Genomic DNA, 23,804 nt, shown 5'->3' on the forward strand with positions numbered 1-23,804 from the left:
GCTCGAGGCGGCTGATGTTGTTTCGTGCTGCTACGCCTTGTCTTGGGCGTAGATCGAGGCGGAGATAATCGCTCCGCCCCAGCGGCGCTTGCCGATACAGATAGGGACCGGGTTACCGCTTGCCGTCGTGTTCTTCGCAGAGCCGAAAGCGTATGAAGGCATGTTCGCAGGACTGCCGCTCTGGGAGAGTCCTTTGGCTTGCGGGCTCAGCATCTGGATGACGCCGCCGGCCACGAGCCCAATACCCGCACCAATTAGCGGTGCACCGAACGGGGTTGCAGAGAAGAAAAGACCCGCAACGATCATTACAGCGCCCAGTATCGTCTGGAGAATCCCACCACGCTTGCTACCGCCGATTACCGGCACAATACGAATTTCGCGGGCTCCGCCTCTCGATAGATCGCCCTCGCCGACGTTTCGCCGGTTGCGAAAAATAGCGAAGCGCATACCAAGGCTACTGAGCCGTTTAACCTCATCCTCGAACCCTGGCACTGTAGCTTTCAATGCACGAAAGACCTCAATTACGCTTCCCTCTTCGAGCAAGCGTCGATGCAGCCTACCGAACTTCTGTGCGAGGGATCCCGACAGTTTGATCGAGGTCATAGGTTGATAGTGCGCAGCAGTCGCGATCATGATCTCTCCAAAATGAAAAAACCGCCCGAAGGCGGTTGAGTTAGCGGTAGTCAATAAACGGACCGATGTAGACGCCACCAGCATCTCCGCTTATTCGATACAGGCTTGTCCGGTCAGCTTCCACCTTTCCGGTTATCGAGCGCACAGCCATTCCGCTGCAAAGCCCTGACTCCGCAAGACCAATCCCGATGTTAGGCTGGCCTGGCTGTAGGTAAAAGCTCGCCCGCTGACCGGGGCCAACTTTGGCCGATTTGCGGCCATCGATGTATACGACAACATCACAGCCTGATCCAAGAGCGCCTGAATCGCGGACTACTGTCAAAGTCCCACTGCCCGCTGCGGGCTTCTGCTGAAAAGCATAAAGCTCATCGGCAGGAACGGGCTTGGCCTCCCCGATTGGAGTTGCAGAGGTTGCACACCCCGTCAAAACCGCAAAGCTGAAAAACAAGATCGTTTTCCGCATGTCATGCCTCCTTGAAACGCAGGACTGTAGCAGCCGGGCTGGCCAAGCATCCAGCGTGGATGAAATGCCAGTAAGCAGATTATTCAGTAAATCAGTAGCATCGCTCCTCCAGTATTTCGACTGCGTAGCACCGCGAAATCTTGGAGTCGGCAAGTTAATAGACTGGAAAAGGGAGTAAATTTTGCAACTCAGGACTGCGGTAGAAGAGAACACCCTTAAGGTACGCTTTCTGAATTCCGACGGTAGCACCAGTGAAACCCCAAAAGAGGTAGATATAATACCCGTTATAGAGATAGTGCTTTCTCAGGGAGGCGACTGGCAGGGCACCCCACAGATGGGTCTAGCGCTGATTGATACAGGTGCAGATCACCTTTACATAGACAAGGCTTTCGCCGAACAGATGGGGTTCACGGCGCTAGGCGTCACCAATCCATCTGGCGCGAGTGGTGCGGTGGTGGACGCTAATTATTACAGCTTGGACTACGATGTCCCGACACTCGGCGTAACCCGCCTTTACCGCGGAAGATTTGTAGCGATGCCTCTGTCTAAAAATGGCCGAAAGTATCATGCCCTGCTCGGCATGTCGTTTTTGAACCATGGTCGCCTTGTGATGGATTCGAAAGACGGTATTTATTTATTCGAATTCAACTGAGGCCCCCAGCCGGAGCCCTACTGCCGCCTCCAGCGCCAACGGCTTATTGATTGTGATTGAAACTGAGTCGTGGAGGTTCTCGACGAAGAGAGAAGGGTGTGACCCTTTAGCCAAATCACAATCACGACTGACGGCAAGCTGAACCCACTCAAGCGCAGATCTTATCTCGCTACCGACTGAAAGCCCACATGACGCTGGGTTACCACTCGAAGCTTCAAGCTCAATTTTGCATTGAAACTTCTGCATAATTTTCCCTCCTAGCTTCATTTTGCGCCCCGATGACGCAACACAAGGCGTGTCCGGTCGAGCCAAGGCCCGCCGAACACGATGATTTCTGACGGCCTGCCATACAGATGGTGCAGCAGGAACGGGCCTGGCCCGAACACATCTGCTTGCTCGCCCGGCAGTGCCGGCTCGGTCCCTAGGAAAATGCCAGCGTGGTTCGGGTGCGCAGTTCGGCCGACAGCCATGACGACCATGTCGCCGCGCTGAGGCTTGTCCACTTGGTAGAAGCCGGCGGCTTCGTAGGCCTGCTCGTACAGACTCGGCCCCTCGGCGCTCTCCCACCAGCCATCCTCACGGACGTAGGCTGGAAACTCCAACCCCCACTCGCGCCGGTACCAGTCCGCACAGACCTGCCAACAATCCCAGGCGCCATGTACGAAGGGTCGGCGCAGCAGCGGCGTTTCGCCCGTTAGGGTGATGGTGCGCAGGTCGCCCTCTGGCCAAGACAGGATGTGCCATGGCAGCCCTGTTGCCTCGCACATGGCCAGATCTCGCGGCGACGGCCGACTGGTCGCATCAGGATGCGAGTGCACAACGCCGATCACCTCGCCCTGGTCTTCGGCCTCGGCGTACTGCTCCGGCGCGATCCGAAACTCTTCGGTGGGCTCGGTGGCCACGTTCGTGCACGGGTAGTAGATCTGCTTTCGGCCCACTGCCAGCAGCAGTCCACAGCACTCGCGCGGGTACTCCGCCGCTGCGTGCTGCTGCACGGCGGCGAGGATGTTTTTGCGCATGATCAGCTCCTGGCGATCAGGGACACGGCCGGGAAGCCGCCGAATGGAATTTGATTGCCTTGGCCGTGACGTACAACGCAACCGGTGTCCAGGCAGCCATTGCACTCATCCTTGGCAGGGTCGTCCGTGGGATTCCCGTCGAAGTCGAAATACGGGCCGGTGTAACCGCAGTCCGGCCCACGGTAGCCATTGGTCATTGCCCAGTGGCACAGCGTCGTCATCTGCCGGCCGATCGTCTCACCGCCCACATCGCCGGGACTGGCAAGCTCCCAGGCAACCGTCTGGCCGTTCTCCGAAATTTTCTGATCGATGAACCACACCTCGAGCGCCTCCTCCGCCGGATCGGCCTCAGGATTGCCGCCGGGGAAGTTGGCTGCGTCCAGGTACTGCGCCAAGGTGAGGCGCATCGTCAGCTGAAACTCGAGCAGGTCGTCGAAGGCCAGGCAAAGCGCCGTGATGCGACCGTTGACGTTACCCACCGTCAGCGTTGGCCGCACTGCGGTGCCGTCCGAGTTGGCCTCGATGCCATCGATCTGCATTGGCCAGGCTGAATACTCGTTGCCCTGCCACCAGATGGATTTCGCAGGCAGCTGGTCTGCATCAGCACCAGCCGCGGTCAGTTCCTCAGGCGTGTGAGGAATCGCGTGACCGTGGAACCGCAGTATGTCGGCGCCGAAGTCCGAGCCATCCAGCTCAAACAGCAGGATCTCGGCGCCGGGGTCGAGCTTCTGTAATTGGGTGATCAGGCTCATGGCTGGTACGCCCGCTCAAAGGTCGCCGACAGCACCACGACACCGCCTGGTTTGCGCTGCTGTCGGAAGGTCTCACACCGGTACATCCCAAGCACGCCCTCGGGGTTGGTCCACAGAAATGACCTCGCGCCGCGGTGGCGTCGTATGAAGGCAAGCGGCGGCGCGATTTCGTCCGCCAGGCCCCCGAACGACAAGGACCAGCTGTCCGTCTCGCCATTGAGCCCGTCGCTCGATACCTGCGCGTAGCCATCGCCGAACTGCGACTTCCTCGTGCGCAAGGTGCTCTCGCCGCCCGCCTCATCGTCAGGCTCCCAAGTGAATGTCTCGATGGCCATTACCGTCTTCCTGTGCTGTTTCGATAACTGAGCCCGCCGGCGCGCCATGACACCGCGATGGCCCGCTCGGCAACGCCCTGCATCTGCTGCTCTAGGTTTTGCTGCAGTGCGGAGCTGTCCAGCTCCATACCGTCCTTGCTCCGATCCTCAAGCGTCACCGCCACGGGCATGTTGAGTTGAAGAACAGTTGAGCCTCCGCCCGCTCCTCCCACCATCTGAACCCCGAGCGATCCATCCGCGCCGCGCGCGAGTGGCATGATTGCCTCCGGCCCGGCCTCGCCAGCAACGCCCAGCCCGCCGTCGGCCATGCTGAAAGGCGTGGGTGTGTTCAGAATGTTATTGGTGCGAAACGCAGCCCCTTTGGCGAACATCTGCACGCCGCCGTTCCAAGCCCCGCCCAGCGCCTGTGGGAAATAGGCGCTGCCATAGCCGGCCTGTGACGCGCCAAGGTTGGAGGATGTGGCCCCAGCTGAGCCAGCCGCCATTCCATTCCCGCCGCCGCTGCCGAAGTAGCTGCCAACCGCTGACACCCCGAGCCCCACCAACCCGCTGAGCAGCGAGCTGGCAGCCTGCTGACTGCCGATCCTGGCCATGTCCGAAATGACGCTGACAGCGAAGCTCTTGAAGTTGGCCTTGCCCGTCATGGCGAATTCGGCCACGGCATCGCGGGCCGAGTTGAATCCGGCAGTGAGCATGTCATCGGTTGCGCCGGCCACGTTGGCGGCGTCAGCCTGGATGTTCGCCCAGGCACGCTTGGCGCCGTTGCGATAGTCGCGCTGCGCCTCCAGCCGGGCGTCAAAGCCGTCTACCTCCATCTGCAGCTCTCGGGCCTGATAGTCGGACAGGTCCGCCAGCCGCTGCTGGTAGGCCTCCTGGCTCAACCGGCGCGACACATCTTCCTGCTGCTCTTCCAGTTGCCGGCGAGACTCGGCGTACTTCTGGCGAACCGCGTTCAGCCGGTCGGCCTGCTCGCGCTCGTCGTCGCCCATTCCCACACCGGCAACGTCCGCACTGATTGCGTCCTGCCGTGTCTGCAGCACGATCTCCATGGCCTTGCGGTATGCATCGGCGCTGTTGCGGCGTAGTTCGGCGAGCTTCTTCTCTTCCTCGGTGCGCTTCTGGATGATCGGGTCGGCGTAGGCTGTGTTGAGATTCTTGATGCCGAGTTCCATCTCGGCGGCCGTGATCTTGCCTGCAGCCTGGGCCTTGCGCAGCCCCTGCACGCCTTCCGACAGATCGGTCAGCCGCTTCTTCTCCGGCAGCGCGCGGTCGATGATCGCATCGAGGGCCTTGATCTCGTCCTTGAGCGCCTTGGTGCGATCCTTGGTCCCCTCGGTGGCGTCCTTGTTGGCCTTCTTCTGCGACTCGATCGCGCTGGCTGCCGAGAGAATCGCCTGCCGATCCGTCTCGGTGAGGTCAGCGTTGTCAGCGATATGGCGGTTGGCGATCTTCATCGCGTCGCCGTTGTCCTGCAGGCCGGCCAGCTGCTTCTGCAGCGTCTCGAGGTATGTCTGCCCGGCGGCACTCATACCGGCCTTGGCCGCGTTGTTCGCCTGGGTAGCCGAGGTGTTCTGCTCGGTGACGCCAGTCAGCACTCGCAGCGTCTCGGCGATCAGATTGGTGCGCTGATCAGCGTCACTGACGGCGCCTGCCTGGGTGATCCACTGTTGCACCGTGGACGCAGGCAGTTGCAGACGCGCTGCTACCTCCTGAAGTACAGGCGACAGGCCTTGGCCCGAGGCGCGCGCTTCGTTGAGCCGATCAATCAAACCCTGGTATTCAGCCAGCTGCCGATTGTACTGACCGCCGGAATCGCGCACAGGCGCTGTCACTACGGCGGAGCGGATGGATTGGGCCAGGTCGCCGTAGGCATCCTTGACCTTGTCAGCGGCGTTGACCTGTTCCTGCTGCCACTTCACCAGCGAGGCTTCGCGCTGGTCCTTGTTGAGCTTGGCGAACTCCTCGCGAAGCTGGGCGACAGGCTTCTGCAGCTCGTCGAGGCTGACCCCGGCTTTGTCTGCGTTGTCTCTCAGCAGCAGGAAGCTAGCCGCGGCGGTACCGGCCATCAGCGCCAGGCCCATTGGCCCGCCGAGCGCCGCGAGCAGCCCACCGGTTGACGCTCGCATCAGGTTGGTCTGGGCGATCGCCAGCGCATCGGTGGACGCCTTGAGCGCGGCCTGCCGGGGGATCAGCTGAGTCTGGACCAGCGAAAGCCGCTGCAGGCCGGTTGCGGCTGCCACGGACGCCTTGGCCTGTTGGACCTGCGCCTGTGCATAGATCCGCTGCGCGTCGGCGGCACGCAGGGCAGCCTGCGCGTTCTGGATCTCGGCCGCGCGCTGGGCCAGCGCGGCTTTGATGGCCATTCCTGCCTTGGCAACGTACAGCGTCAGCGCGGCAGCGCCCGCACCGCCCATAGCGACGGCCACCAGGTCGACGTTATCAGCCAACGCAATCAGGATGCTCGATAGACCTGCAACAGCGCCGGTCTGCTCCTCCATGCCGCCCAAGAACGTCTGGATCGCGTTGCTGATGTTTACCAGTGCATCCTGCACGCTGGTGGACATATCCGCTGCAGCCTTGCGGTTTACATCCACGGTGCGCAGAAGGCCGGTGTTGATCGCCTCCAGAGACAGCTTGCCCTCAACGCCCAGCTTGCGTACTTCGTCAGCGCTTTTGCCGGTGGCATTGGCGATGGCATCGACGATCGTCGGCATAGCGCCCTGAATCGCCACCCAGCCATCGGCCTCGACCTTGCCGGTTTGCAACGCCTTCGAGTAGGCATCGAGCGCAGAACCTGCCTTGTCAGCGGCCGCAGCGTTGGTGACCAGCAGGAAGCTGAAGCTATCGGTGATATCGAGCGTCTGCTGCGTATTGAAGCCCAGGCTGCGCATCACATCGGCTGTGCGGATGTAAAGCTCTTGCGCCTCCGCCATGGGGCGATAGGTCTCTTGCGCGGTCTGCAGCAGGTGCTCCTGCACCAGCTGATACTCGGCGGCACTGCCAGCAGCAGCCTTCATTCGATCGGACATCTGCCCATAGGCATCGACCTGCTTGATGATGCCGCCAATTAGGCCAGCCCCCGCCACAGCAGCGAATGCGCCGCGCATGAGCACGCCAGCGCCCTGGGCCGCAGCGCCAGCCCTGTCGAATGCCGTGTCGACTGTCGCCAGGTTGCGGTCAATCGCCTGGGTGCTGCGGGCCACCACCTGGTCAGCGGTCGCTAGTTCCCGGCGCAGCTGGGCTGTAGTCGCCTCGATCTGAACCAGCATCCCCTGGACTTGTTGGTCGGCCATGCATTTCTCCAAGCACAAAAAAACCGCTCGAAAGCGGCTACTTACTCTTCTCGGCGACCGCGGAAGAAGGACTTCAATTTATCCGCAACGCTTCCCTGCTTCCGGGGCGCTGCGGTTCGCCCCGGCGCCTGGCCCTGGCCGCGACCCGTCCAGTCAAGGCGTGCATCGAGCGCCAGCATGATCTGCGGTATCGGGGTGTTCCAGGCAGTGTCAGGCGGCCAACCAAGCCAACCGGTGGCCACGCCGAACAGATAGTCGACGTAGCTGCCGTTTTTCACTGCGCTGTGCTGTCCGCCTCTTGCTTTCCCCGGGCAGCAACGCTCGGCGGAACAGGGTTGAGCAGAACGGTAATGAACGCGGTCAGGTCGGCTGACACCTTTGCGACACCAGTTTGGAACACGCCAGTGGCCACCTCGGTGTGCTGGCTCTGCTGCAGACCGGCGCCGGCGACGATGATGTCGGCGCTGGCACCGATGCTCATCAAGCGCATGGCTTCCAGTGCCCCGCGCAGGCCACCGAAGCGGGTTTCGATCAGCAGCGCTGCCTCAAGGGTCGGGCGCAGGATGTAGGTTCGCGCGCCGATAACCAGGGTCACGGTGCCGTGTAGTGCTTCGCTCATGGAGTGGTCTCAGCAGGAGACGGGGCCGCAGCCCCATCGATCAAGGAACGGCAGGGCCGGCGTCGATTTCGAGGATGTCGGTGTTGATACCGAGGGTGATGTTGCGGCGCACCACATTGTCAGCGGAGCCAGCCGCCACTGTGTTGTTCATCACCTTCACACCGAAGTAGAACGTGGTGGGCAGAATCGCCGGGGTTGCGCCGGGATCGCCATCGTTCAGCGTGACCTTGATGTTGTAGTTACCCTTGCTGCGGTCCTTGTGCGCGACCCCGACCGCTTTCTGCCCAACATCACCGTTGTCCAGGCCGACGGTAACAGTCATGTTGCCTGCATCAGCGGTGCCCTTGTACTTGCGCACGCGGCCGTTGCTCAGGGCTGTGAAGTTCACGGCGCTGAAGGTATCGCCGAACTCGCCAAGGTCTTCGATCTCGCCAACATCGACGTAGGTGTCGGCCTTGTATTCCGCTTCGGTTGAGGCGGGAACTTTGCTGCCGATAGCGAGCCGGCAGCCGGCGGCTGTATTGAGGTTGTCTTCGGCCATGGGGGATCCTCCAAAGGCTCATTGGATAAAGCCGCGGGGCGGCCGGGTGTTGGGTTAGTGAGTGGTGATGACGCGGACCGTGATCGAGCCTTGATAGGTGACGCCGTCCGCATCGCGCTGGGCGTCAGACTGTTCCACCCGAACAGAAACCGCGCGGCCGACAGTTAGCGGCAACCGGCGTTCGTCCAACGCAGCGATGACCTCGCCATTGATGCGCTTGACCTCAGCCTGGCCGACCGCGTCAGACCAGACCGACAGGTACACCATGCGCGTCTCGCGCTTGCGACCGGAGATCGGGCTACTGTTCGCGGAAATCTCGCGGTCGATCGACACATACGGCATGTCCGCATTCAGCGGCGCGCCGTCGTAGATCGGGCAACTGACCTCGGCCTGTAGTCTGCCGAATATCGCCTCCTGCAGCGCAAGTGATGGATCAGTCATATCAGGCCCCTTTACTTGCCTTGCGCAGCGTCCGATTGATCGCCGCCTCGACTTCAGCCAGGACAAACTCGCGATTGACCTGCAGCGCTGGGCGCAGCCATGGATGCGCCGGCCGAGCGGGGATGTCAGGGAATTTGCCGAAGAAGTGCGCGCCATCAGACTTGTTCTTTACGTCACGCTGCCGGATACGGTTGCGCCGCCCGCTCAGTTGGCTCGTGTCGCGATTTTTGGTGTGTTGGCCACCTATCGCATTGATGTCTGCGCGGCGGTACATGGAACCGGAGTAGCCCTTGGTGCCGTATTCGATGAAGCGCATGTAGAAAAACTGCCTGTTGATCCGCTTGCCGCGCAGACCGATCTCGGCGTCCAGGCCGCTTTTTGATACGTACGCGGTCAATGCACCTGCGGCTGCGCCAGTGTCCTTCGGTATCAGCTGCTGCATGGTGCCGAGGATGCGGTCGGCACACTTCTGCATGGTGGGTCGCAGCTCGTTGTCCATGGTTGTGTGGATGTTGCGGAGCGTGCGGCGCAGCTTGAAGTCGCCGCGCAACCTCGAGCGCCGGGCCATGGCCTACTCCTTGGCCGAATCGACCTTGCCGGGTTTGGTGGCCTTGTCCGCGACTGCGGGGCTCTCGACGACTTCTTCCACATAGCCGCGGGCGATAAGGCCAGCGCCATACGCTTTGTCGACGACAAATTCTTCACCCTTCTCGCGATCGCCCGAAGCGCCGGAGAGTGGACCCAAAGCACGAATCTTCATAATTCACCTCATGGATTAGGGACCGATGAGCACAGAAGCCTCATCAGAGTGTTGTCGTTGTCCGGTAGCACAGCCTCGACCTGATATGTCACCCCGCGCCTGGTAATTCGCCAACCGGCAGCAATATCGGCGCGGGGTCTGGCGATGATCTCGGCCGTAACCACGGACGCCAGCTTCTCAGCCACGGGGGCGACTCGTCCGCTGGGGGTTCGAATCTCCGCCCACATGATGGGCGGGGTCGCCGGCAGCCATGTCACCGTCGCACCACCAGACTTGTTCCGTTCCTCATGCGGGAACGCCACCTGGCAGCGGTTGCGCAGCGGTCCAGCCCTCATACGCCCCACCCGATCCGGTGCGGGGTCAGCAGAGCTGCCGAGCCCTTCGGCAGCTCGGTGGCAATGGTCCCGATCACAACGTCCTCACGGTTCGCGTAAAGGTGGCCGAGGATCAGCAAGCAGGCAGCACTGATTTGCTTGTTGCTGACCATGGGCCGCTCGCCGGCGTCACCCACAGCGACCGCAAGCTCCAGCGCTTCTTGGTCGGCGTAAAAGCGGCGGTTCAGATAGTCCATCGCCTGCCCTTCTGCTGCCTCGATCAGAAGCTCAAGGTACTCATCATCATCGTCTGGGTCGCGAAGGTGGTGACGGGCAATGGTCAAGCTGATGACCGACATACCCTCACTCCTTCAGGGGGTTGAGGGAGGCCAGATTCCGCTGCACCAGTTCTTCAGCGTGCCGGCGCGGTGCCGTATACGCCGGGCCGCCGCGACGGCGAAGCTCGCCTTCATCCATGTATGACCGCAGCGGATAGATCTGAAGAGTCGAAGGGTTGAGCGCCGCTTGCTCCTCAGTCGCCAACTGATCAGCGCCGGGACTGCTGTCGGCCAAGGTTGGTGCGGCCTGGCTTGCTTCTTCGGATGCCACGGTGCCGGCGCTGGCACCCTGATCGCCCGCGACGACATCCGGCGCAGTGCCAGCGACTGCTTGTCCTTCTGGCGGTACCAGGCCCGTTCCTTCCGCATGGCCAGTAGCACCTGTGGGGACAGCCGAGTCGCCCGAGTCAGTGCTAGCTGGAACAAGCCCAGCGCCAGGCGAAAGTGGCGAACCGGTAGTTTCAGGAGAGCCACTGCTGGAGTCAACGGTGGAGACCGTAGCGTTCGCTTCCCCCTTGGATGCTGATGTTTCCTGTTTACGTGCCATTGGAATACTCCATTGGGGCGCCATTTCTGGCGCCACGTTGTGGGAGGGTTAAGGCGTGACCAGTGGACCAGTGACGAATGCTTCGTCGCGGTAGATCGCGAACGCCAGGCGTTCCTCGGCGCGGATCGTCGCCATGTTGTTCTCGAAGTCCTTGTCGTTCTCGGTCGAGATCAGCACTTCGATTTCCATGCGATCGAAGATCTGTGCGCCGAGCTTGAACGCGCCGACGAGGAAGTCGTTCTGCGTCATGGCTTGAGTGGACACCACCGGGCGGTTCCAGAGTTTTGCGTTCGTGCCTTCCTGCGGCTGGCCGATGATGTAGCGGCCCTCACCATCTTTGGTGAGCTCGATCGCTGCCCAGTCGATGGGGTTCAGCACAATGCCATCCGAGGGGAAGTCGGCCAGCTCAGCTTGAAGCAGCGCCAGGCGCAGACGGTCGATCCGTTGCTCACCCACTACCGTCAACCCTGCCTGCGGTGCATACAGCTGAGCAACAGTCACGAGGCCCTGCAGGTTGGCGCCGGTGCCGTTGCCGTAAAGCAGCTGAGCCTCTTCCGCCATGTTCAGGCCGTAGCGAGCGCGACCGTCGATGTAGCTCTGGAGCGCCTTGGCATCGTCGAGCATCTGCCGACTCGCCTTGAACAGGTGGGCAATGGTGCGGACGTTCGCGGTCGTCAGCGCGAAGGTGATGTCGGAGTACGGCTTGGCAGTGTTCTCCGCGACGGTCCGCGCGTTGTTGGTGAATCCGGTTTCGCGGATGTACTCGATGGAGTTCGACTCCGTCTCGCCCGGCGCCACCAGGTCGCGAATCGTCAGCCGGCGCTGAGGCGGAGCAACGACACCAGCCAAGCGCTCAGCAGACACCAGGTCGCCGCCAGTTGCGGTGGTGATGGCCGCGCGCGGCACGGACACGCGGCGCGACCCGCGGAAGGACGAGTTCATGTCCTGCATTTCTTCGCTGCCGATCACCAGGGCGCCGACCGACTTCTGCGGCTCATCCTGGTTGCCGCGGTCACGGCTGGCGTTTACCAGCTTCTGTTCGGCCTCGCCCAGACGTGCGTTGAGCTCGCCCTGCTTGGTCAACAGTTCGTCGACCTTGGCACGGGTTTCGGCAGTCATCTCGCCGGACGCCTTGATCTGTTTGTCGGTCGCCTCAGCTTGGGCTTTGATCTGATCACCAATGCCCTTCAGGCTGGCATTGAGTTCTTTGACTTGGGCTTCAAAGTCCATGGTCACTTTCCTTTCAGAGAATTGAGTAGATTGGTTGCCGCGCTCAGTGAGGCGGAGAGGTCTGGCGCGACAGCGCTAGGCTTGTCGGGCGGAGCAGCGTTGTGCGTGCCCCCGCCGGCAGCGCGAGGCATACCGGACTTGAAACTGGCGAACAGTTCGCGGCGCTCGGAGCGCGGCATGCCGGCCTTAGCCAGGGCGACATCCATGGCTTTCAGCGCATTGTTCTGAGCGGCCCCTTCGGTTTCTCGCTCGGTGATCTCGCTGGATGACAACAGCCCGGTGGCCAGGCCAAGTTCCACGGCACGCTTGCCACGGATGTAGGTTTCATCGTCCATCAGTTCAGCCATGTCCTCGGCACTTTGGCCACTGGTCTCGGCGTAGAGGTCCGCCATGGCGGCATCGAACTCCTCCATGTCATCGGCAATGTTGCGAAGGTAATGGCGGTTGCCAGCGAGCCAAGTCCAGCAGTTGTGGATCATCAGGAATGCACTACTGGCGACCTCTCGTTTTTTTCCCGCGAGGAAGACAATCGACGCAGCACTGGCCGCCATGCCTAGCACCTTGGTGGTAACCTGGTGACTGTGCTCCTGCAGGCGGTGATAGATGGCGATGCCTTCGAACATGTCGCCGCCTGGCGAGTTGATGTAGACCGTGACATCACGCTCGCCGATGGCACGCAGCGCGGCGTCTATTCGTTTCAACGTGACACCCTCGCCATACCAGTCCTCGCCGATCACCCCGTACACCGTAATGGTGTCCGAAGTGTTCTCAACGGCCGCCTGGATCGCGGGATTCCATTTATCGAGCGCACGCGGGCTCATCTCGCTGCGTAGGCCGCGAGACTGGATCTTGTGTTTCATGGATTACTCCCGAGAGGTGCTATCCGGCTCTTGCAGCCAGTTCATCAGGGCGGCTCGAACAGCTTGCCCATCGTTTTGCTTGCCCAACTGATCCAGCGGTACCAGGTTTGATTGCACGGTGAGCACGTCTCCGCCGGGCTTGCTCGGCAGGTTCTCTTTGCTCCTGCCCTCGTTGCGGGTGTAGAAGCCGTTCTGCGCCATCGTCGCGAGATAACTCGCACGCCCCGAGCTGTCAGCCCGCAGGAACGCTTCAAGCGAGAACTCCGAATAGAAGTTGATTCGGTCCACTGCGGTCATGCAGCGTTTGTTCACGCACTGCTCGATCGGTGCTGTATAGGACATGATGCAGTAGGTCAGGAAGGCGATTTGCTGCTGCTCAAGGCCGGTACCCCAGTTGCTCCCCTTGTCGGTCTTCATGACCATCCAGGGCGGCACGCCGAACCAGCGGCAGATTTCCTCGATACTGTGCCCGCGCGACTCGAGCAGCTGAGCGTCGGCAGGGTTGATGCCGATCATCTCTGGCTTGACGCCCTGCTCGAGCACGGGGCTGCGACCTGCGTTCAGAGCGCCAGATACAGTCTGGACATACTCTCTAAACTCGGTGCGCTGCGCTGGGTTCAGCGTCTTGTCCACCGAGAATGCAACGGTAGGCATCATGCCGTTCTTGAACGTGTTGTTGGCCGCATCGTCAGCAGACATTGCGGACCCGAAGACATCGGCTCCATACCTGATGGCAGACAACCCGACGCGGCCATCCAAGGTGAACGCGGGAATATGCAGCATGTCCTGAGGCTGGATCTCCCGGCGAGCGCCTTTGCGCGGCCTGAACCAGTACCTCAGGCGGCCATCATTGTCATATTCCGGGTCAACCCGCGATGGCATCAGAAAATCCAGCGCAATGACCCGGCCAGCGGAGCGATGGATTTCGCAGTAAGCATTGCCCCATAACAACATGGACGCGACTACCGACTGCCAGAAGTGGAACGCTGCCATGTCCTCATTCGGGCTGGTGTGCACTACGTCGTACAATGGAAAGTCCCGAGCGCTCTCTCGGCTGCCGTCAGGCATGCGCTTGTAGATGCTCAGTGGTAGACCGGCGACCGAGGTGGAGATGATTCGTACGCATGCCCACACCGTTGAGAGACGCATGGCCTTATCGACGGTGACGGCTTTACCACTACTTGATTGCCCCCCCGAGAAGCTGCTCCAGAAACCGCCGTCCGAAAGGCGAATCTTCTTGCCAACCCACTCTCCCATACTCGCGCTGGGCTTTACCGCTGCAGCGCCCAGCGCTTGCGACAGTGTCTTAACCATCGGTGAGACCTCGGCGGATAAAGGCGGCGATGCAGAAAAAGCTGACAGCGCCCGTCAGCAGCGCCCAGCCTGTGCCGACCAGCATCCAGACGCCTGCACAGGCTAGGCAGAAGGCAACCAGGGCACTGGAGATGAAGTAGTGGAATGCGCTCATGCGATCAATGGATCCCGAATGCCAGCCATGAAGTTGTCCATGCCACCTTGGCCCGCAGGATTCAGGGCCATCAGTGTCACGGCGTTGAACAGCGCCATCAGCGGGTCAATCTTCGCTGAGCCGCTTGCTTGCTTTGTAATCAGAATCGAGTTGCCGCGGGGCTCGACCTTCGCATTACCGCAGCACCAAGCCATCATCGGCTGACCACCGTGCAGCAAGGTGCCTTCGGCCAGCTTTCGCTCCGCCGTTTTGATTGCACCGCCAAGCCGCCAACCTTGCGAGATACCGTCAATCTTCTCGCGCGGGATGCCGGCAAATTCGAGTGCATCCAAGATCGCACCCACCCCCGCCGGATCAAGGCCCACCTTATCCAGCAGCCCGGAGACCTCAACCTGTGAAACAAGCTCGGCAACTTCATCAATGTCGTTGCCGATCCTCTCAACCAGCCGGAGGTGGCCGTCATTGGCGAAGTCTCGGATGCGAGGTGCCTCGGCCTTGCGGCGCTCCAGCACTGAGGGGTGGGCCCATGCGCGGGTCCATACCAGCCAGCGGCGAGTTTCACGCTCTCGACCCACCGCGGCGAACCCCAGCAGGTCGTCAAGCCCGCCACCGTCGACGCCTATATCGATGACCTCGCAGCGCGCTATCAGATCCTCAAGCGTTTTGCAGAGGTCCGAACTTTGCTGCTCCCAGAAGTCCGCGCCTGCCCAGCGGTCAGACAGAAGCGCCAGGCCGATTTCGACGTTGAGGTGCTTGGCCAGGAAGCCTCGGAACGACTCCTCGCCGTCCATCTGCGCTTGGGCGTAACCACGCTCAATGAACGGTTCATCAACCGACAGTCCAAGGTTTGGGTTGGTGATGTATGCATTGCCGACCTCACGATGCGCTCCAGCATCGAGCATCGCCTTAGGAAACTCGTACAGCACCGGCAGGAACGATTTGTCGACGATCTCGCCGTCTCGCACCTTGCGTGCGTACATGAGCTTCTGGCGAAACACGCCGGCCGGCGGTGCATCGGACTGGGTGGTAGCCCAGATGATGAAGCCTTCAGGACGAGATGCCAGACCACCAGTGGCTTCGCGAAGCATGGCTTCGGCATTGGCTCGCTTGCCGAACACCCAGAGTTCGTCGATGAATACGCCAATGGCCTTCTTGCCCGACACCGTCTCACTGTCCGCTGCCACCACTTTGAGTGTTGCATTGGTCTGATGGTGCGTAACGGTGCGCAGGTGATCTTGGACCTTAAGCAGCGCCGACAGCTCCTCATCCGCCCGAACCATGTCGCGGATTGGGATGTAGGAGTTGTCAGCGATTTCCTTGGTGGGCGCCAGGATGATGAATTCACCTGACGGTCGCCAGTTGAGGATCAGTGCAGTCAGCATGATCCCGGCAGCGATTGTCGACTTGCCGTTTTTCTTGCTGATCAGAAGCATGAATTCGCTGACCAGGCGCCGGCCCTCATCTGGGTCGTAAGCACCGAAGATCGCCGCAACGAATTGGTTTACCCAGTCGCGCACAGTCTCGGACATCAACGGGCTGCCGGTGGCGTCGACCATCCGCAGAGCGCCGAACACCTCAAGTGCCTCCTCAGCTTCCGAGGGGAACAGCGGCTCGAAGGGGATCAGGCTCTGCCGGGCAACAATTCGCTTCTCCCAATCGGGGCATGCGGTTGTCCACTGCATCATTTCACCGACCGAAGCGGGCCGCGCCGCGCGCCGAACTTGCCTGTTGCTGCTTCAGCGGCCTTGTCCTTTGCCTGCTCTTTCTTGCCGCTCTCACCTCTGCGGGGATGAACAAAGGGCATCAGCGCCTTGGCAGCGTCGACGCGCAATTTTGCGTCAGTGCCCAGGTCATTCATCACAGCAAGCAAAAAGTCTTTCGGATCCTTGTGTGAAAGCGCAGCAGAGAGATCGAAACCCGCAGGTTGCCACTCCCCCTCCACGCTTCCGGCGTCATTCTCGCCCTCTGGCTTGTCCAACGGAGCGGTGGTAGCCGAGGGCTTTTTGTTAACGCCCGCTTTAACATTTTCTTTAACATCTGACGCTATCAGCCCAAGCGCTTGTAGCTTCTGCAACTCGGCCACTACATCTGGATCCTTCGCGACCCTGGATCCGGCTGCAGACGCCGTCTTCTCTGAATAACCGGCGGCGATCGCTGCGTCTTTTTTGGACGCACCTTCCCTCAGCGCAGCGACGAAGGCACGCTTTCGGGATGTTAAAGCCATTTAACAAAAATCCTGTGGGGGAAAAAAATCTGTACGTGGGATCGGAGGCGGTCTAGCTAGCTGAGAAATCTTAGCTTTTAACCCCCCTACCCCTTTTGCGGCACGTCACTGGCATGCCTCTTTGTAGCTCCACCGGGTTTCGACGATCCGCAGTCGCCTCAGCTACCCAGCCCCGCAGCCTCCTCGGCCTGCTTGACGGAGTCGTGGCAACGTTTGCAGAGGCTCTGCCAGTTGGTCTGATCCCAGAAAAGAACCATGTCTCCACGGTGAGCAACGATGTGGTCGACGACTCTGGCCGCAGTTGTGCGGCCGTTCCGCTCGCAGTAGATGCACAGCGGGTTGTCACGCAGGTACTGCTCTCGCGCCTTCTGCCACCGGTAGTCATAGCCACGTTGGGAGCTGGTCATGCCGCTCCGCCAGCTGCCAGGTGTGACCACCTTGACCCGTGACCCTGTGCTCTCCTTGATGCGCGATCCGAGCGTCTTGAGCCTGGCCATCAGCGCACCTCGATCACGGTGCCGCGCTCTATCCAGCGCATCACTCGCCCAAGGTGAGGATCGCGACCAGTCACATGGGACATGAGCAGGACGCCGGCCAGGTAGTACTTCAGCCACCGGCGATGCCGGCAGACGATCGTTGCTGTCACGTGGGGCATTCGCTCACCTCGCGCCACGAAATGGCGCATGTCGATTTCGTGGTGCGGTGCACTTATGCTATGCGCGAAGGAATTACTTCACAGGGATCGGGATGACCAAACTAACCAAAATTCGTATTGCTCTCACGCTCGGTGCGCTCGCCGGAATCGCTCCAGTGACATTGATCTTCCTCTGGGGACTAATCTATTTGGTCATAGCCATCGTCTATATGGAGAAGCTTGCCTTGCCAGTGACGATAATCGCCATCTCTGTACCGAGCCTATGGGGGTGCTGGAAAGCCTATGCAGCCGCAATGGCGAGCAAGCCCAGGCACCCACGTGACTGGCGAGTTATCGCGTCAGTCATTGTCGCCACTTTCTGGGCCTTCCCATGCAGCGCGGCAATGAGCTGGGATCTCACGATCCTATTCACATTTCTCATGCCGGGATTGACTGCAGCGATCATGCTCGCCGTGACCGAGTGCCGCGCTCGCAGGAATGGTCAGAACGGCGAGGTTACGGCGATACCCGATTGAGGGCCTCATCAGCCTTGTCGGCTGCCTTGGTCGCGGTGGTCGCCGCCTTGGTTGCCTTCTCGGCTGCCGTACTGGTCTTCCGGGTCAGCTCATCCAGGCGATGGTCACGTTGCAGCGTGGCCTCGTCGTAGGCGGCGCGGATCTCGGCGACCTGCTGCCGGTAGGAATCTGCCAACGCCCACTGTCCGAGCTGGAAGCCGAAGAAGACCCCGCCGGTCACCAGCAGCATGGCGATGAACCACACTTCGACACGTCGCCACCAATGGCGGGCCATGAATTGGATTGCGCACTTGTCCATCAGGTAGTACCTCCCAGCTTGATGCGCAGGCGGGCGATCTCGTCGCTTTGCAGCGTCACCCGCTCTGTAAGGCTGGCTACCTGAGTGGTCAGCGATTCGATCTTTCCTTCCATCCGGCCAACAGTAGCCATCAGGTCGTTGCGTTCTTTGGCAAACTGGTCAGCTCGCGCCTCAGCCAGCTTTCGAGCTTCACGCTCGGAGTCGAGCAGTTCATTCAAGCGGCGGACGGTGCCAATATCTGCGTTGTCCATAGCGCGGTCGGCGGCATCCTTTGAGAGGAACTTCCTCAACCACAAGAAACCGCCCAGCAATACTGTGCCCGTGCCGCCCAGCCAGGTGGCTGTGCCTGGGCCGAAGTCGGTCGGGTCCATCAATTGCTCCAAGAAAAAGAAAAGGCCCACCAACAGGTGAGCCTAGAAATAAGTAAAGCGGCTGCGGTTAGACATTCTTCGCTAGCTGTAGAGAGTCTTCAGTCTCTGCTTCCCGCTCTCCGTCAAGCCTTTCATGAAGTGATGAGGGTGCGGGAAGCCATCCTCCTCTCCGACTGCCCCTGCAGAGATGATGAAGCCGTCTTTGACCAGTGCATCGATAGTTAGCAGGAAATAGGGGGTATGCCCAAGCTTCAAGCCCTTTGCCTTCATCTCGTTATAGAGACCGCCGGAGTCAATGTCTTGCCTGGTAGAGGGCACTAACTCATTCAGCGTTGCAAGAATGTCCCGGCTCAGCTTCCAATCGATTTCCAATTTGCATCCCTCATATGTGAATTCTGCCGGGATGACGTTACATGGCAGGCTGCCAACTGGGCAACAAAAACCCCAACACAATGGTCGGGGTTCGTCTGTGTCGCGTTGCTTGCAAGCTGGACACGCTGCTATGAAACCAGGACTTTATCCGCGCGGAAAGCTTTTTATGCAGCCTCGCGCAATTGCTCCAGCGCGCAATCGATCCAGGCCACTCCAGTGTTGATCAGCTCGCGGGCCTTGGCTTCGCTCATCTTGTTCTCGCGGGCGATCCGCAGCGCCGGCCATTTAGCACCGAAGTACAGCCAGACGAAGCCGCCCATTTGCGGGTTGCGCTTATTCAGCCTGGCTACGGCGCCGTCCACCGCAAGTGCTAGGTCGTCCGTGATCACGTATTGCTTAAGTCCTCCTTCCGCTGGGGCGTGCTCCCTCATAAGCGCATACAGCGGGCATACGTACTGAGGCACGCCCATGCCATCCATGCGCCACCAGCCCCATTGCTCGAGCATGTACGCGGTGTCACCAAGGGCCTTGTCTACGTAGGTTCGCTTTTTCATGTCCTTCCCCCTCAATCCCCGGTGTGGTTGGTGCCGCCGGCGCCGCGCCGGTTGCTTCCCTGATATGTCGCCTCAGGCCCGGATGCCTGAGGATTCTTCAACTGCTCGATCTGCCGGAGCGCTGCTCGAAGCCTCATGCTGAGCTGGGTCACCAGTTCATCCAGGGCCAAGGCCTCGCCGGTTGCAGCCGCCACAAAGCCCGAGGCATTGCAGTGGTCGCATGGCAGTTCGTGAAACACGCCCTGAGAGACCGATCTCCCACGGCACAAAGGGCACTGAGCCAACTTGATCGCAGCCCTCTTGAAGGCAGGGCCATGGCTCTTTCTTGTCACTTCGAATCCTCGCTAGTAACAAATTCAGTAAGACCGCTTGGAGCCTTGCCAGCCGTGGGCTGCACGCGATTCTGTGAAAATTCAAATAAGGTCTCTGTAAGGCCGTGAATGGTGGAAAAGCCGATGCTGTCTAACCAGCCGTGCCACTTCTCCAAGGCTGCCCGGCGCTGCTGCATGGCTTGCGTGTGGATGTAGGTACTGGCGATCTTGCCGAGCGTGTGGTTGAGCAGCATCTCGCCGATGTGCCCGTCGATGCCGAGGTCGGTCCAGGTGCTGCGGGAGACTTTGCGCAGGTCGTGACTGGTCCACGCGCCCTGCCCCAGCCGAGTGAATACGTTGCTGGCCTGAGTCTCGCTCAGCGGCAGGCCTCGACGATTCGGGAACAGGTAGGCGCCGCTGTAGCCTTGGCTCTGTTGCATGGCCCGGTAGCGGGTCAGCAGGGCCTTGAGCTGGCCGGTCAGTGGCAGGCGGTGCTCGGTGCGGGTCTTGGTGTTGGCTGCTGGGATGAACCACTCGGACGCGGCCAGCGAGATGTCCGCCCAGCGCGCCATACGGGTCTCGCCGATCCGGGTGCCGTGGGCCAGCATCATCAGGGCCAGCATGGCGCCACCCGGAGCACGCTCGAATGCCTGGGCCAGCTGCTGCATCAGCTCGGGCAGTTGCACGTCACGCAGTCGCGCAGCCTTTGGACGAATCCGGGCCTTGGTGAAGTCCTTGAAGCGCATTCCGGCCATGGGGTTGCAAGCGATCATGCCGAGCGTGTGCGCCTGGCGGAAAGCGATCAGCAGCAGCGCGAAGATCTGCTGCAGGTAGGACAGCGAGACATTGGCTTGGCACGGCCACATCAGCTGCTTGTCCAGCGATTCGGCGCTCACCTCGGCAAAGGCCAGGCCGGACAGTCGCGGACGCAGGTGCTGGACCACGGCAGAACGGGCGCCGGCCTTGCGCTTGGAGGACAGCGAGCGATCGTCCACCATCCGATCGACATACCAGTCCAGCAGCTCACCCACAGTCGTCATGCCGGAAACCGCCACCGGCGCCTCAGGGTCGCGCATTACCCGCCTGCGCAGCGCGGGAAGCTCGGCCAGCACATCGGCAACGCTCAGCTCCGGCCAGTGGGCAATCGGCTCCCAACGCTTGCCGGAGACCAGGTGCCAGGTGCCGCGCTCGCGACCGGTCCAGAAGCGAAGGTACAGGCCGGGGTGACGCGGGTCACGCAGATCACGCACTGACACGTCGGCAGCCTGTCTGCGCACCTCGGCTTCGCTCAACTTCACCGCTCGCGTTGCGCTCATGCTACTGCGCCTTCGATAGCATGGATGCGAACGCGAACGGCGCCGCCCTTGATAGTGTCCTTGCTCACCACGATCTGGGTGGAAAACACGTTGTCGTCTATGCCTAGGGCGTCGGCCAAACCATCGCGACCGGCCTTGAACATCGCCAACAGATTGTCGTCGTCACGACGGCGGCGGTCGGGCGGCACGAACTCGAGCACTAGCAGAGCATCACCTTGCGGCGCTTGGACGCCTGCCTGCTTGGTCAGCAGATGACAGGCTGCACGGTAGGCCTTGGCCGCCCTGCTTTTTTTGGTCCAGTGCAACCGTGCATTTGGGCTGCATGCGGCCGGCGGCCACGGGAGCGTCAAGTCACTCATGCAGCCACCACGCCTTCGCTAATCAGCAAAGCCTGGGTGCGCATGACGCCCTCGGCGTGGTAACGACGGGCAGTGTCCCTGTCGATCGCCCTGCTGCGCCCATCGCATGCGTCATGGCAGGCGCTGCAGGCCCAGGCACCCTGTAGGTCATGAGGCTTGGAGCCGACCCCGCAGGTGCCAGCCATGCGGTAGTGAGCCAGAACGGTCGTTTCAGGGTTGCCGTTGCAAACGCCTGGGATGCGCACCTGGCACTCCCGACCGCGCGCGGCCTTGGTCAGTTTCGATTGCCGCATGGGCTGTCTTCTCCATGAAGATCAATAACGAGGTAAGTGCTCGGCCACAGCAGCTTGCCGTGGGCAGTAGCAATCTCCCTGCTGCCATAAAGCGCAATGGGCGGCGCGGGAGCGTCGGATAACCCGATCAGGTGGCTCTGGCAGTAGAGGGCGTAGCGGTAGGTGGACGGATCAGGAGCGAGGAGCGTGCTCATACCGACTCCTTGCCGCGGTGGGATTCCCACTCGAAAGGCACCACCACCCCGCCACCCTCGCGGAGACGGTCGTAGCAGCGTTCGCCCATGGCGTGCCGCAGCTGGCCGGGCTCCAAGTTGGAGATCACCACAGTGGGGCGCATCTGCTCGTAACGGCCGTTGATGATTGAAAACAGGGTGGTCAGCTCAAATTCGCTCGGCTGCTCCTTGCTCACGCCGACCTCATCCAGCACCAGGAGCGAAGGCTCGATCAGGCTCGCCAGAATGTCAGCTTCGGACTGCTCGCTGTTGCGGTCGTAGGTCGCGCGGATGGCTTGCAGGATCGCACCCACGGTCCGGTAGACGGCTGCCGCTGACGTGTTTCGCATCAAGTCGTTGGCCATGCCGGCACCCAAGTGGGTCTTGCCGGTACCGACCTGGCCAAGCAGCATCAGGCAACGCCCGGTACGCTCGATTTCCTCGAAAGCGGCCACGTAGCGCGTGCAGTAGGCCAGGGCTTTGCGCTGCCCTTCGTGCTCAACGCGATAGTTGGCCAGAGTGCGGTCGGCGAAGCGCTTCGGGATCAGCGCCGAACCCAGCTTGCGGGTCATGGCCTCGCGCTTCAGGCGGGTTTCCTCGGCCTGCTGCTTCGCCTCTCGCTCGGCAATGGCGGCCTTCTCGCACTCAGGGCAACGACCTACGATTTCGCGACCCATCAGCACGTTCACGCGCTGCTCGAAGTCGCCGTGATGCTCGCAGTGTGCAGGCTGGACACGGAAACCGGCGGCATTCCGCACGTCGGACATGGTGATCACCGATTCAGATCGCATATACGCCCCCCTCGAGTTCGGTCAGGCCGTCGGTGTAGTCGCGGTCGCTGAAGCCGTGGTGGCGGCTGTTGGGACTGGCTTTGGCAGGCAACTGGGCGCCGATGCGCTTGGTCACCCACTCAACTTCGAAGCCTCGCCAACCGTTCTCGACGGCGATCTCCAGAGCCTGGGCAGGCTGAATTCCGAACGCCTTGCACTGCTCGAGCTTGGAGTTCAGGGTGGCCCAGATCCTGGCAGTCACCGGGGCCTTGGCGGCTTTGCGGACTACGAGGTAATCAGCGATCAGTGATTCGTCCAAGCCATGCGGGTTGCCGGCCAGCATGGCGACCTTCCCGAACGGCGCCTTGCGGTCAGCCTTAGCCGGCGCCGGCGGTTCATCGCTGGGGGGGCATGTAATATCTTCCGTAGGAAGATTTACATAGGGGGTTAGATTCTTAGAATAAAGAAGGGACTCGGCGGTTTTGGTCTGTTTCGACTCTTCGCCGATTCGGACCACCTGAGCCGACTCGGCTGTTTTGGTCTGTTTCGGATCAACGTACACCCAGTCTTTCGGATCGTTCACGCCGATGTCACCCCGAGCACCGCCGTCGCGGAACAACACACGGCGCCGCAACAGGCTGGAGATAGCCTTTGACACAGTGTCCGGGTGGGCATGTATGGCTTTCGCGATGTCGGTAGCCGGGATGCGCTGGGCGCCCGCACCGAAGTTGATGGTGGCCTTGGCCACGTACAGCACAATCTTCATCTCCCGAGCAGGGAGATCGATGGCAAGCAAGCCATCCATGAGCTGGTTGTCCATCCGGGTGAACCCCCTGGACTTGTCAAGTTGGACGATGTTTGTCATGCTTTGATCTCGTTTGAAGCTGTAGAGAAAGCCGCCCTGCCAGGCGGTTTTTTTTCGCCTGCTGTTTGAGCACTGGATGCTTGAACAGCAGGACGTTCGCACTACCGGCGCTAGGCCAGGTCACGCATACTTCGCTTCGTTGCCACCCAGTACCGCTGGCGTTTCTGGGTATATGTCAGGTCGAAGCTCGGTTCGATGAATGCCGGTTAACCTCTCGATATCCAGCACCCTCTCGGCAGGCACGCGCCCGGTAGCGCACATTTTCTGCACTGCCTGGGGCGTAACCTTGAGAGACCTAGCAAGCGCCGACTGGCCGCCGGCGGCGGATGCAGCCTTCTGAATTGCTGTCTGGGTCATACCCACCTCAAAGTTACAGCTACAACCAAAGGTTACCCCATGCATGTAGATACCTACAACCAATATT

The 23,804-nt window shown here is 61.0% G+C and carries 36 protein-coding genes; 2 read left to right on the forward strand and 34 right to left on the reverse strand.

Features of this window, described 5'->3' with window-relative positions:
* Positions 1-30 precede the first annotated feature (30 nt).
* Both CXQ80_RS13215 and CXQ80_RS13220 read right to left on the reverse strand, forming a co-directional pair.
* The gene (locus CXQ80_RS13215; RefSeq protein WP_101320158.1) at positions 31-633 is read right to left on the reverse strand and encodes a tail assembly protein; all 603 of its coding nucleotides are present in this window, start codon (positions 631-633) and stop codon (positions 31-33) included.
* A gap of 40 nt (positions 634-673) precedes the next feature.
* Positions 674-1,096 (reverse strand): hypothetical protein, encoded by a 423-nt coding sequence (locus CXQ80_RS13220; RefSeq protein WP_101320160.1) that lies wholly within the window; start codon positions 1,094-1,096, stop codon positions 674-676.
* Positions 1,097-1,277: 181 nt separating this feature from the next.
* On the opposite strand from CXQ80_RS13220, the gene CXQ80_RS13225 reads away from it, so the two are divergent.
* On the forward strand, positions 1,278-1,748 hold the full coding sequence (locus tag CXQ80_RS13225) for a retropepsin-like aspartic protease (protein WP_101320162.1): 471 nt from the start codon (positions 1,278-1,280) through the stop codon (positions 1,746-1,748).
* 263 nt (positions 1,749-2,011) lie between these two features.
* Here CXQ80_RS13225 and CXQ80_RS13230 read toward each other — a convergent pair whose 3' ends face one another.
* The 20 genes from CXQ80_RS13230 to CXQ80_RS13325 all read right to left on the reverse strand — a co-directional run bounded on the left by CXQ80_RS13230 (position 2,012) and on the right by CXQ80_RS13325 (position 17,174).
* Positions 2,012-2,767, reverse strand: coding sequence for a C40 family peptidase (locus CXQ80_RS13230; protein ID WP_101320164.1), 756 nt, complete (start codon positions 2,765-2,767; stop codon positions 2,012-2,014).
* A gap of 2 nt (positions 2,768-2,769) precedes the next feature.
* Entirely contained in the window at positions 2,770-3,519 is a 750-nt protein-coding gene (locus CXQ80_RS13235) for a phage minor tail protein L (protein ID WP_101320166.1), read from the reverse strand.
* Positions 3,516-3,854, reverse strand: a complete 339-nt coding sequence (locus CXQ80_RS13240; RefSeq protein WP_101320168.1) for a phage tail protein — start codon at positions 3,852-3,854, stop codon at positions 3,516-3,518. The genes CXQ80_RS13235 and CXQ80_RS13240 overlap by 4 nt, the downstream gene beginning before the upstream one ends.
* Positions 3,854-7,147, reverse strand: a complete 3,294-nt coding sequence (locus CXQ80_RS13245; protein ID WP_101320170.1) for a phage tail tape measure protein — start codon at positions 7,145-7,147, stop codon at positions 3,854-3,856. Before CXQ80_RS13245 ends, CXQ80_RS13240 begins: the two co-directional genes overlap by 1 nt.
* A gap of 41 nt (positions 7,148-7,188) precedes the next feature.
* A complete protein-coding gene (locus CXQ80_RS24815) occupies positions 7,189-7,425 on the reverse strand; it encodes a hypothetical protein (RefSeq protein ID WP_101320172.1) in 237 nt (78 codons plus the stop codon).
* Positions 7,422-7,766: a hypothetical protein gene (locus CXQ80_RS13255; RefSeq protein ID WP_101320174.1), complete on the reverse strand. Its 345-nt coding sequence runs from the start codon at positions 7,764-7,766 to the stop codon at positions 7,422-7,424. The genes CXQ80_RS24815 and CXQ80_RS13255 overlap by 4 nt, the downstream gene beginning before the upstream one ends.
* Before the next feature lie 40 nt (positions 7,767-7,806).
* Positions 7,807-8,307, reverse strand: a complete 501-nt coding sequence (locus tag CXQ80_RS13260) for a hypothetical protein (protein WP_101320176.1) — start codon at positions 8,305-8,307, stop codon at positions 7,807-7,809.
* Positions 8,308-8,361: 54 nt separating this feature from the next.
* Positions 8,362-8,748 (reverse strand): DUF3168 domain-containing protein, encoded by a 387-nt coding sequence (locus CXQ80_RS13265; protein WP_101320178.1) that lies wholly within the window; start codon positions 8,746-8,748, stop codon positions 8,362-8,364.
* A gap of 1 nt (position 8,749) precedes the next feature.
* Entirely contained in the window at positions 8,750-9,316 is a 567-nt protein-coding gene (locus tag CXQ80_RS13270; RefSeq protein ID WP_101320180.1) for an HK97-gp10 family putative phage morphogenesis protein, read from the reverse strand.
* A gap of 3 nt (positions 9,317-9,319) precedes the next feature.
* Positions 9,320-9,508: a hypothetical protein gene (locus tag CXQ80_RS13275; protein ID WP_101320182.1), complete on the reverse strand. Its 189-nt coding sequence runs from the start codon at positions 9,506-9,508 to the stop codon at positions 9,320-9,322.
* An 8-nt stretch (positions 9,509-9,516) separates the two neighbouring features.
* Entirely contained in the window at positions 9,517-9,843 is a 327-nt protein-coding gene (locus tag CXQ80_RS13280) for a phage head closure protein (protein WP_101320184.1), read from the reverse strand.
* Positions 9,840-10,181, reverse strand: a complete 342-nt coding sequence (locus CXQ80_RS13285) for a head-tail connector protein (protein WP_101320187.1) — start codon at positions 10,179-10,181, stop codon at positions 9,840-9,842. Before CXQ80_RS13285 ends, CXQ80_RS13280 begins: the two co-directional genes overlap by 4 nt.
* A 574-nt stretch (positions 10,182-10,755) precedes the next feature.
* Positions 10,756-11,937 (reverse strand): phage major capsid protein, encoded by a 1,182-nt coding sequence (locus CXQ80_RS13295; protein WP_101320189.1) that lies wholly within the window; start codon positions 11,935-11,937, stop codon positions 10,756-10,758.
* A gap of 2 nt (positions 11,938-11,939) precedes the next feature.
* Positions 11,940-12,797, reverse strand: a complete 858-nt coding sequence (locus CXQ80_RS13300; protein ID WP_101320191.1) for a head maturation protease, ClpP-related — start codon at positions 12,795-12,797, stop codon at positions 11,940-11,942.
* Positions 12,798-12,800: 3 nt separating this feature from the next.
* Positions 12,801-14,111 (reverse strand): phage portal protein, encoded by a 1,311-nt coding sequence (locus tag CXQ80_RS13305; protein WP_101320193.1) that lies wholly within the window; start codon positions 14,109-14,111, stop codon positions 12,801-12,803.
* Complete coding sequence (locus tag CXQ80_RS24820; RefSeq protein ID WP_178080770.1) at positions 14,104-14,265, reverse strand: hypothetical protein; 162 nt, start codon at positions 14,263-14,265, stop codon at positions 14,104-14,106. The genes CXQ80_RS13305 and CXQ80_RS24820 overlap by 8 nt, the downstream gene beginning before the upstream one ends.
* Positions 14,262-15,950: a terminase large subunit gene (locus CXQ80_RS13310; protein ID WP_101320195.1), complete on the reverse strand. Its 1,689-nt coding sequence runs from the start codon at positions 15,948-15,950 to the stop codon at positions 14,262-14,264. Before CXQ80_RS13310 ends, CXQ80_RS24820 begins: the two co-directional genes overlap by 4 nt.
* Positions 15,947-16,489 carry a terminase small subunit gene (locus CXQ80_RS13315; RefSeq protein WP_101320197.1) on the reverse strand — a complete coding sequence of 181 codons (543 nt, stop codon included), beginning with the start codon at positions 16,487-16,489 and terminating at the stop codon, positions 15,947-15,949. Before CXQ80_RS13315 ends, CXQ80_RS13310 begins: the two co-directional genes overlap by 4 nt.
* Before the next feature lie 158 nt (positions 16,490-16,647).
* Entirely contained in the window at positions 16,648-16,986 is a 339-nt protein-coding gene (locus tag CXQ80_RS13320; RefSeq protein ID WP_101320200.1) for an HNH endonuclease, read from the reverse strand.
* Positions 16,986-17,174, reverse strand: a complete 189-nt coding sequence (locus CXQ80_RS13325; RefSeq protein WP_101320202.1) for a hypothetical protein — start codon at positions 17,172-17,174, stop codon at positions 16,986-16,988. Before CXQ80_RS13325 ends, CXQ80_RS13320 begins: the two co-directional genes overlap by 1 nt.
* A gap of 62 nt (positions 17,175-17,236) precedes the next feature.
* Here CXQ80_RS13325 and CXQ80_RS13330 point away from each other — a divergent pair, with 62 nt between their 5' ends.
* On the forward strand, positions 17,237-17,659 hold the full coding sequence (locus CXQ80_RS13330) for a hypothetical protein (protein ID WP_101320205.1): 423 nt from the start codon (positions 17,237-17,239) through the stop codon (positions 17,657-17,659).
* Here CXQ80_RS13330 and CXQ80_RS13335 read toward each other — a convergent pair.
* From CXQ80_RS13335 to CXQ80_RS13390, 12 genes are all read right to left on the reverse strand, one after another.
* On the reverse strand, positions 17,640-17,957 hold the full coding sequence (locus CXQ80_RS13335) for a hypothetical protein (protein ID WP_054915222.1): 318 nt from the start codon (positions 17,955-17,957) through the stop codon (positions 17,640-17,642). The two genes, CXQ80_RS13330 and CXQ80_RS13335, sit on opposite strands and share 20 nt — an antisense overlap.
* Positions 17,957-18,328 (reverse strand): chemotaxis protein, encoded by a 372-nt coding sequence (locus CXQ80_RS13340; RefSeq protein WP_101320208.1) that lies wholly within the window; start codon positions 18,326-18,328, stop codon positions 17,957-17,959. Before CXQ80_RS13340 ends, CXQ80_RS13335 begins: the two co-directional genes overlap by 1 nt.
* An 81-nt stretch (positions 18,329-18,409) precedes the next feature.
* Positions 18,410-18,700, reverse strand: coding sequence for a hypothetical protein (locus CXQ80_RS13345; protein WP_101320210.1), 291 nt, complete (start codon positions 18,698-18,700; stop codon positions 18,410-18,412).
* A 164-nt stretch (positions 18,701-18,864) separates the two neighbouring features.
* On the reverse strand, positions 18,865-19,254 hold the full coding sequence (locus CXQ80_RS13350) for an antiterminator Q family protein (RefSeq protein WP_101320212.1): 390 nt from the start codon (positions 19,252-19,254) through the stop codon (positions 18,865-18,867).
* Between the two features lie 11 nt (positions 19,255-19,265).
* Positions 19,266-19,586: a hypothetical protein gene (locus CXQ80_RS13355; protein ID WP_101320214.1), complete on the reverse strand. Its 321-nt coding sequence runs from the start codon at positions 19,584-19,586 to the stop codon at positions 19,266-19,268.
* On the reverse strand, positions 19,583-20,881 hold the full coding sequence (locus tag CXQ80_RS13360) for a site-specific integrase (protein WP_101320216.1): 1,299 nt from the start codon (positions 20,879-20,881) through the stop codon (positions 19,583-19,585). The genes CXQ80_RS13355 and CXQ80_RS13360 overlap by 4 nt, the downstream gene beginning before the upstream one ends.
* Positions 20,878-21,240, reverse strand: coding sequence for an endodeoxyribonuclease RusA (locus CXQ80_RS13365; protein WP_101320218.1), 363 nt, complete (start codon positions 21,238-21,240; stop codon positions 20,878-20,880). Before CXQ80_RS13365 ends, CXQ80_RS13360 begins: the two co-directional genes overlap by 4 nt.
* Positions 21,237-21,533 carry a DUF1364 domain-containing protein gene (locus CXQ80_RS13370; RefSeq protein ID WP_101320220.1) on the reverse strand — a complete coding sequence of 99 codons (297 nt, stop codon included), beginning with the start codon at positions 21,531-21,533 and terminating at the stop codon, positions 21,237-21,239. The genes CXQ80_RS13365 and CXQ80_RS13370 overlap by 4 nt, the downstream gene beginning before the upstream one ends.
* Positions 21,515-21,727 carry a hypothetical protein gene (locus CXQ80_RS13375; RefSeq protein WP_101320222.1) on the reverse strand — a complete coding sequence of 71 codons (213 nt, stop codon included), beginning with the start codon at positions 21,725-21,727 and terminating at the stop codon, positions 21,515-21,517. The genes CXQ80_RS13370 and CXQ80_RS13375 overlap by 19 nt, the downstream gene beginning before the upstream one ends.
* Positions 21,724-22,536: an ATP-binding protein gene (locus CXQ80_RS13380; protein ID WP_101320224.1), complete on the reverse strand. Its 813-nt coding sequence runs from the start codon at positions 22,534-22,536 to the stop codon at positions 21,724-21,726. The genes CXQ80_RS13375 and CXQ80_RS13380 overlap by 4 nt, the downstream gene beginning before the upstream one ends.
* Positions 22,526-23,380 (reverse strand): replication protein, encoded by an 855-nt coding sequence (locus CXQ80_RS13385; protein WP_101320226.1) that lies wholly within the window; start codon positions 23,378-23,380, stop codon positions 22,526-22,528. Before CXQ80_RS13385 ends, CXQ80_RS13380 begins: the two co-directional genes overlap by 11 nt.
* Before the next feature lie 120 nt (positions 23,381-23,500).
* Positions 23,501-23,782, reverse strand: coding sequence for a transcriptional regulator (locus CXQ80_RS13390; RefSeq protein WP_371918873.1), 282 nt, complete (start codon positions 23,780-23,782; stop codon positions 23,501-23,503).
* Between the last annotated feature and the right edge of the window lie 22 nt (positions 23,783-23,804).

Source organism: Pseudomonas sp. 02C 26 (genome assembly GCF_002843585.1).
GTDB lineage: Bacteria > Pseudomonadota > Gammaproteobacteria > Pseudomonadales > Pseudomonadaceae > Aquipseudomonas > Aquipseudomonas shirazensis.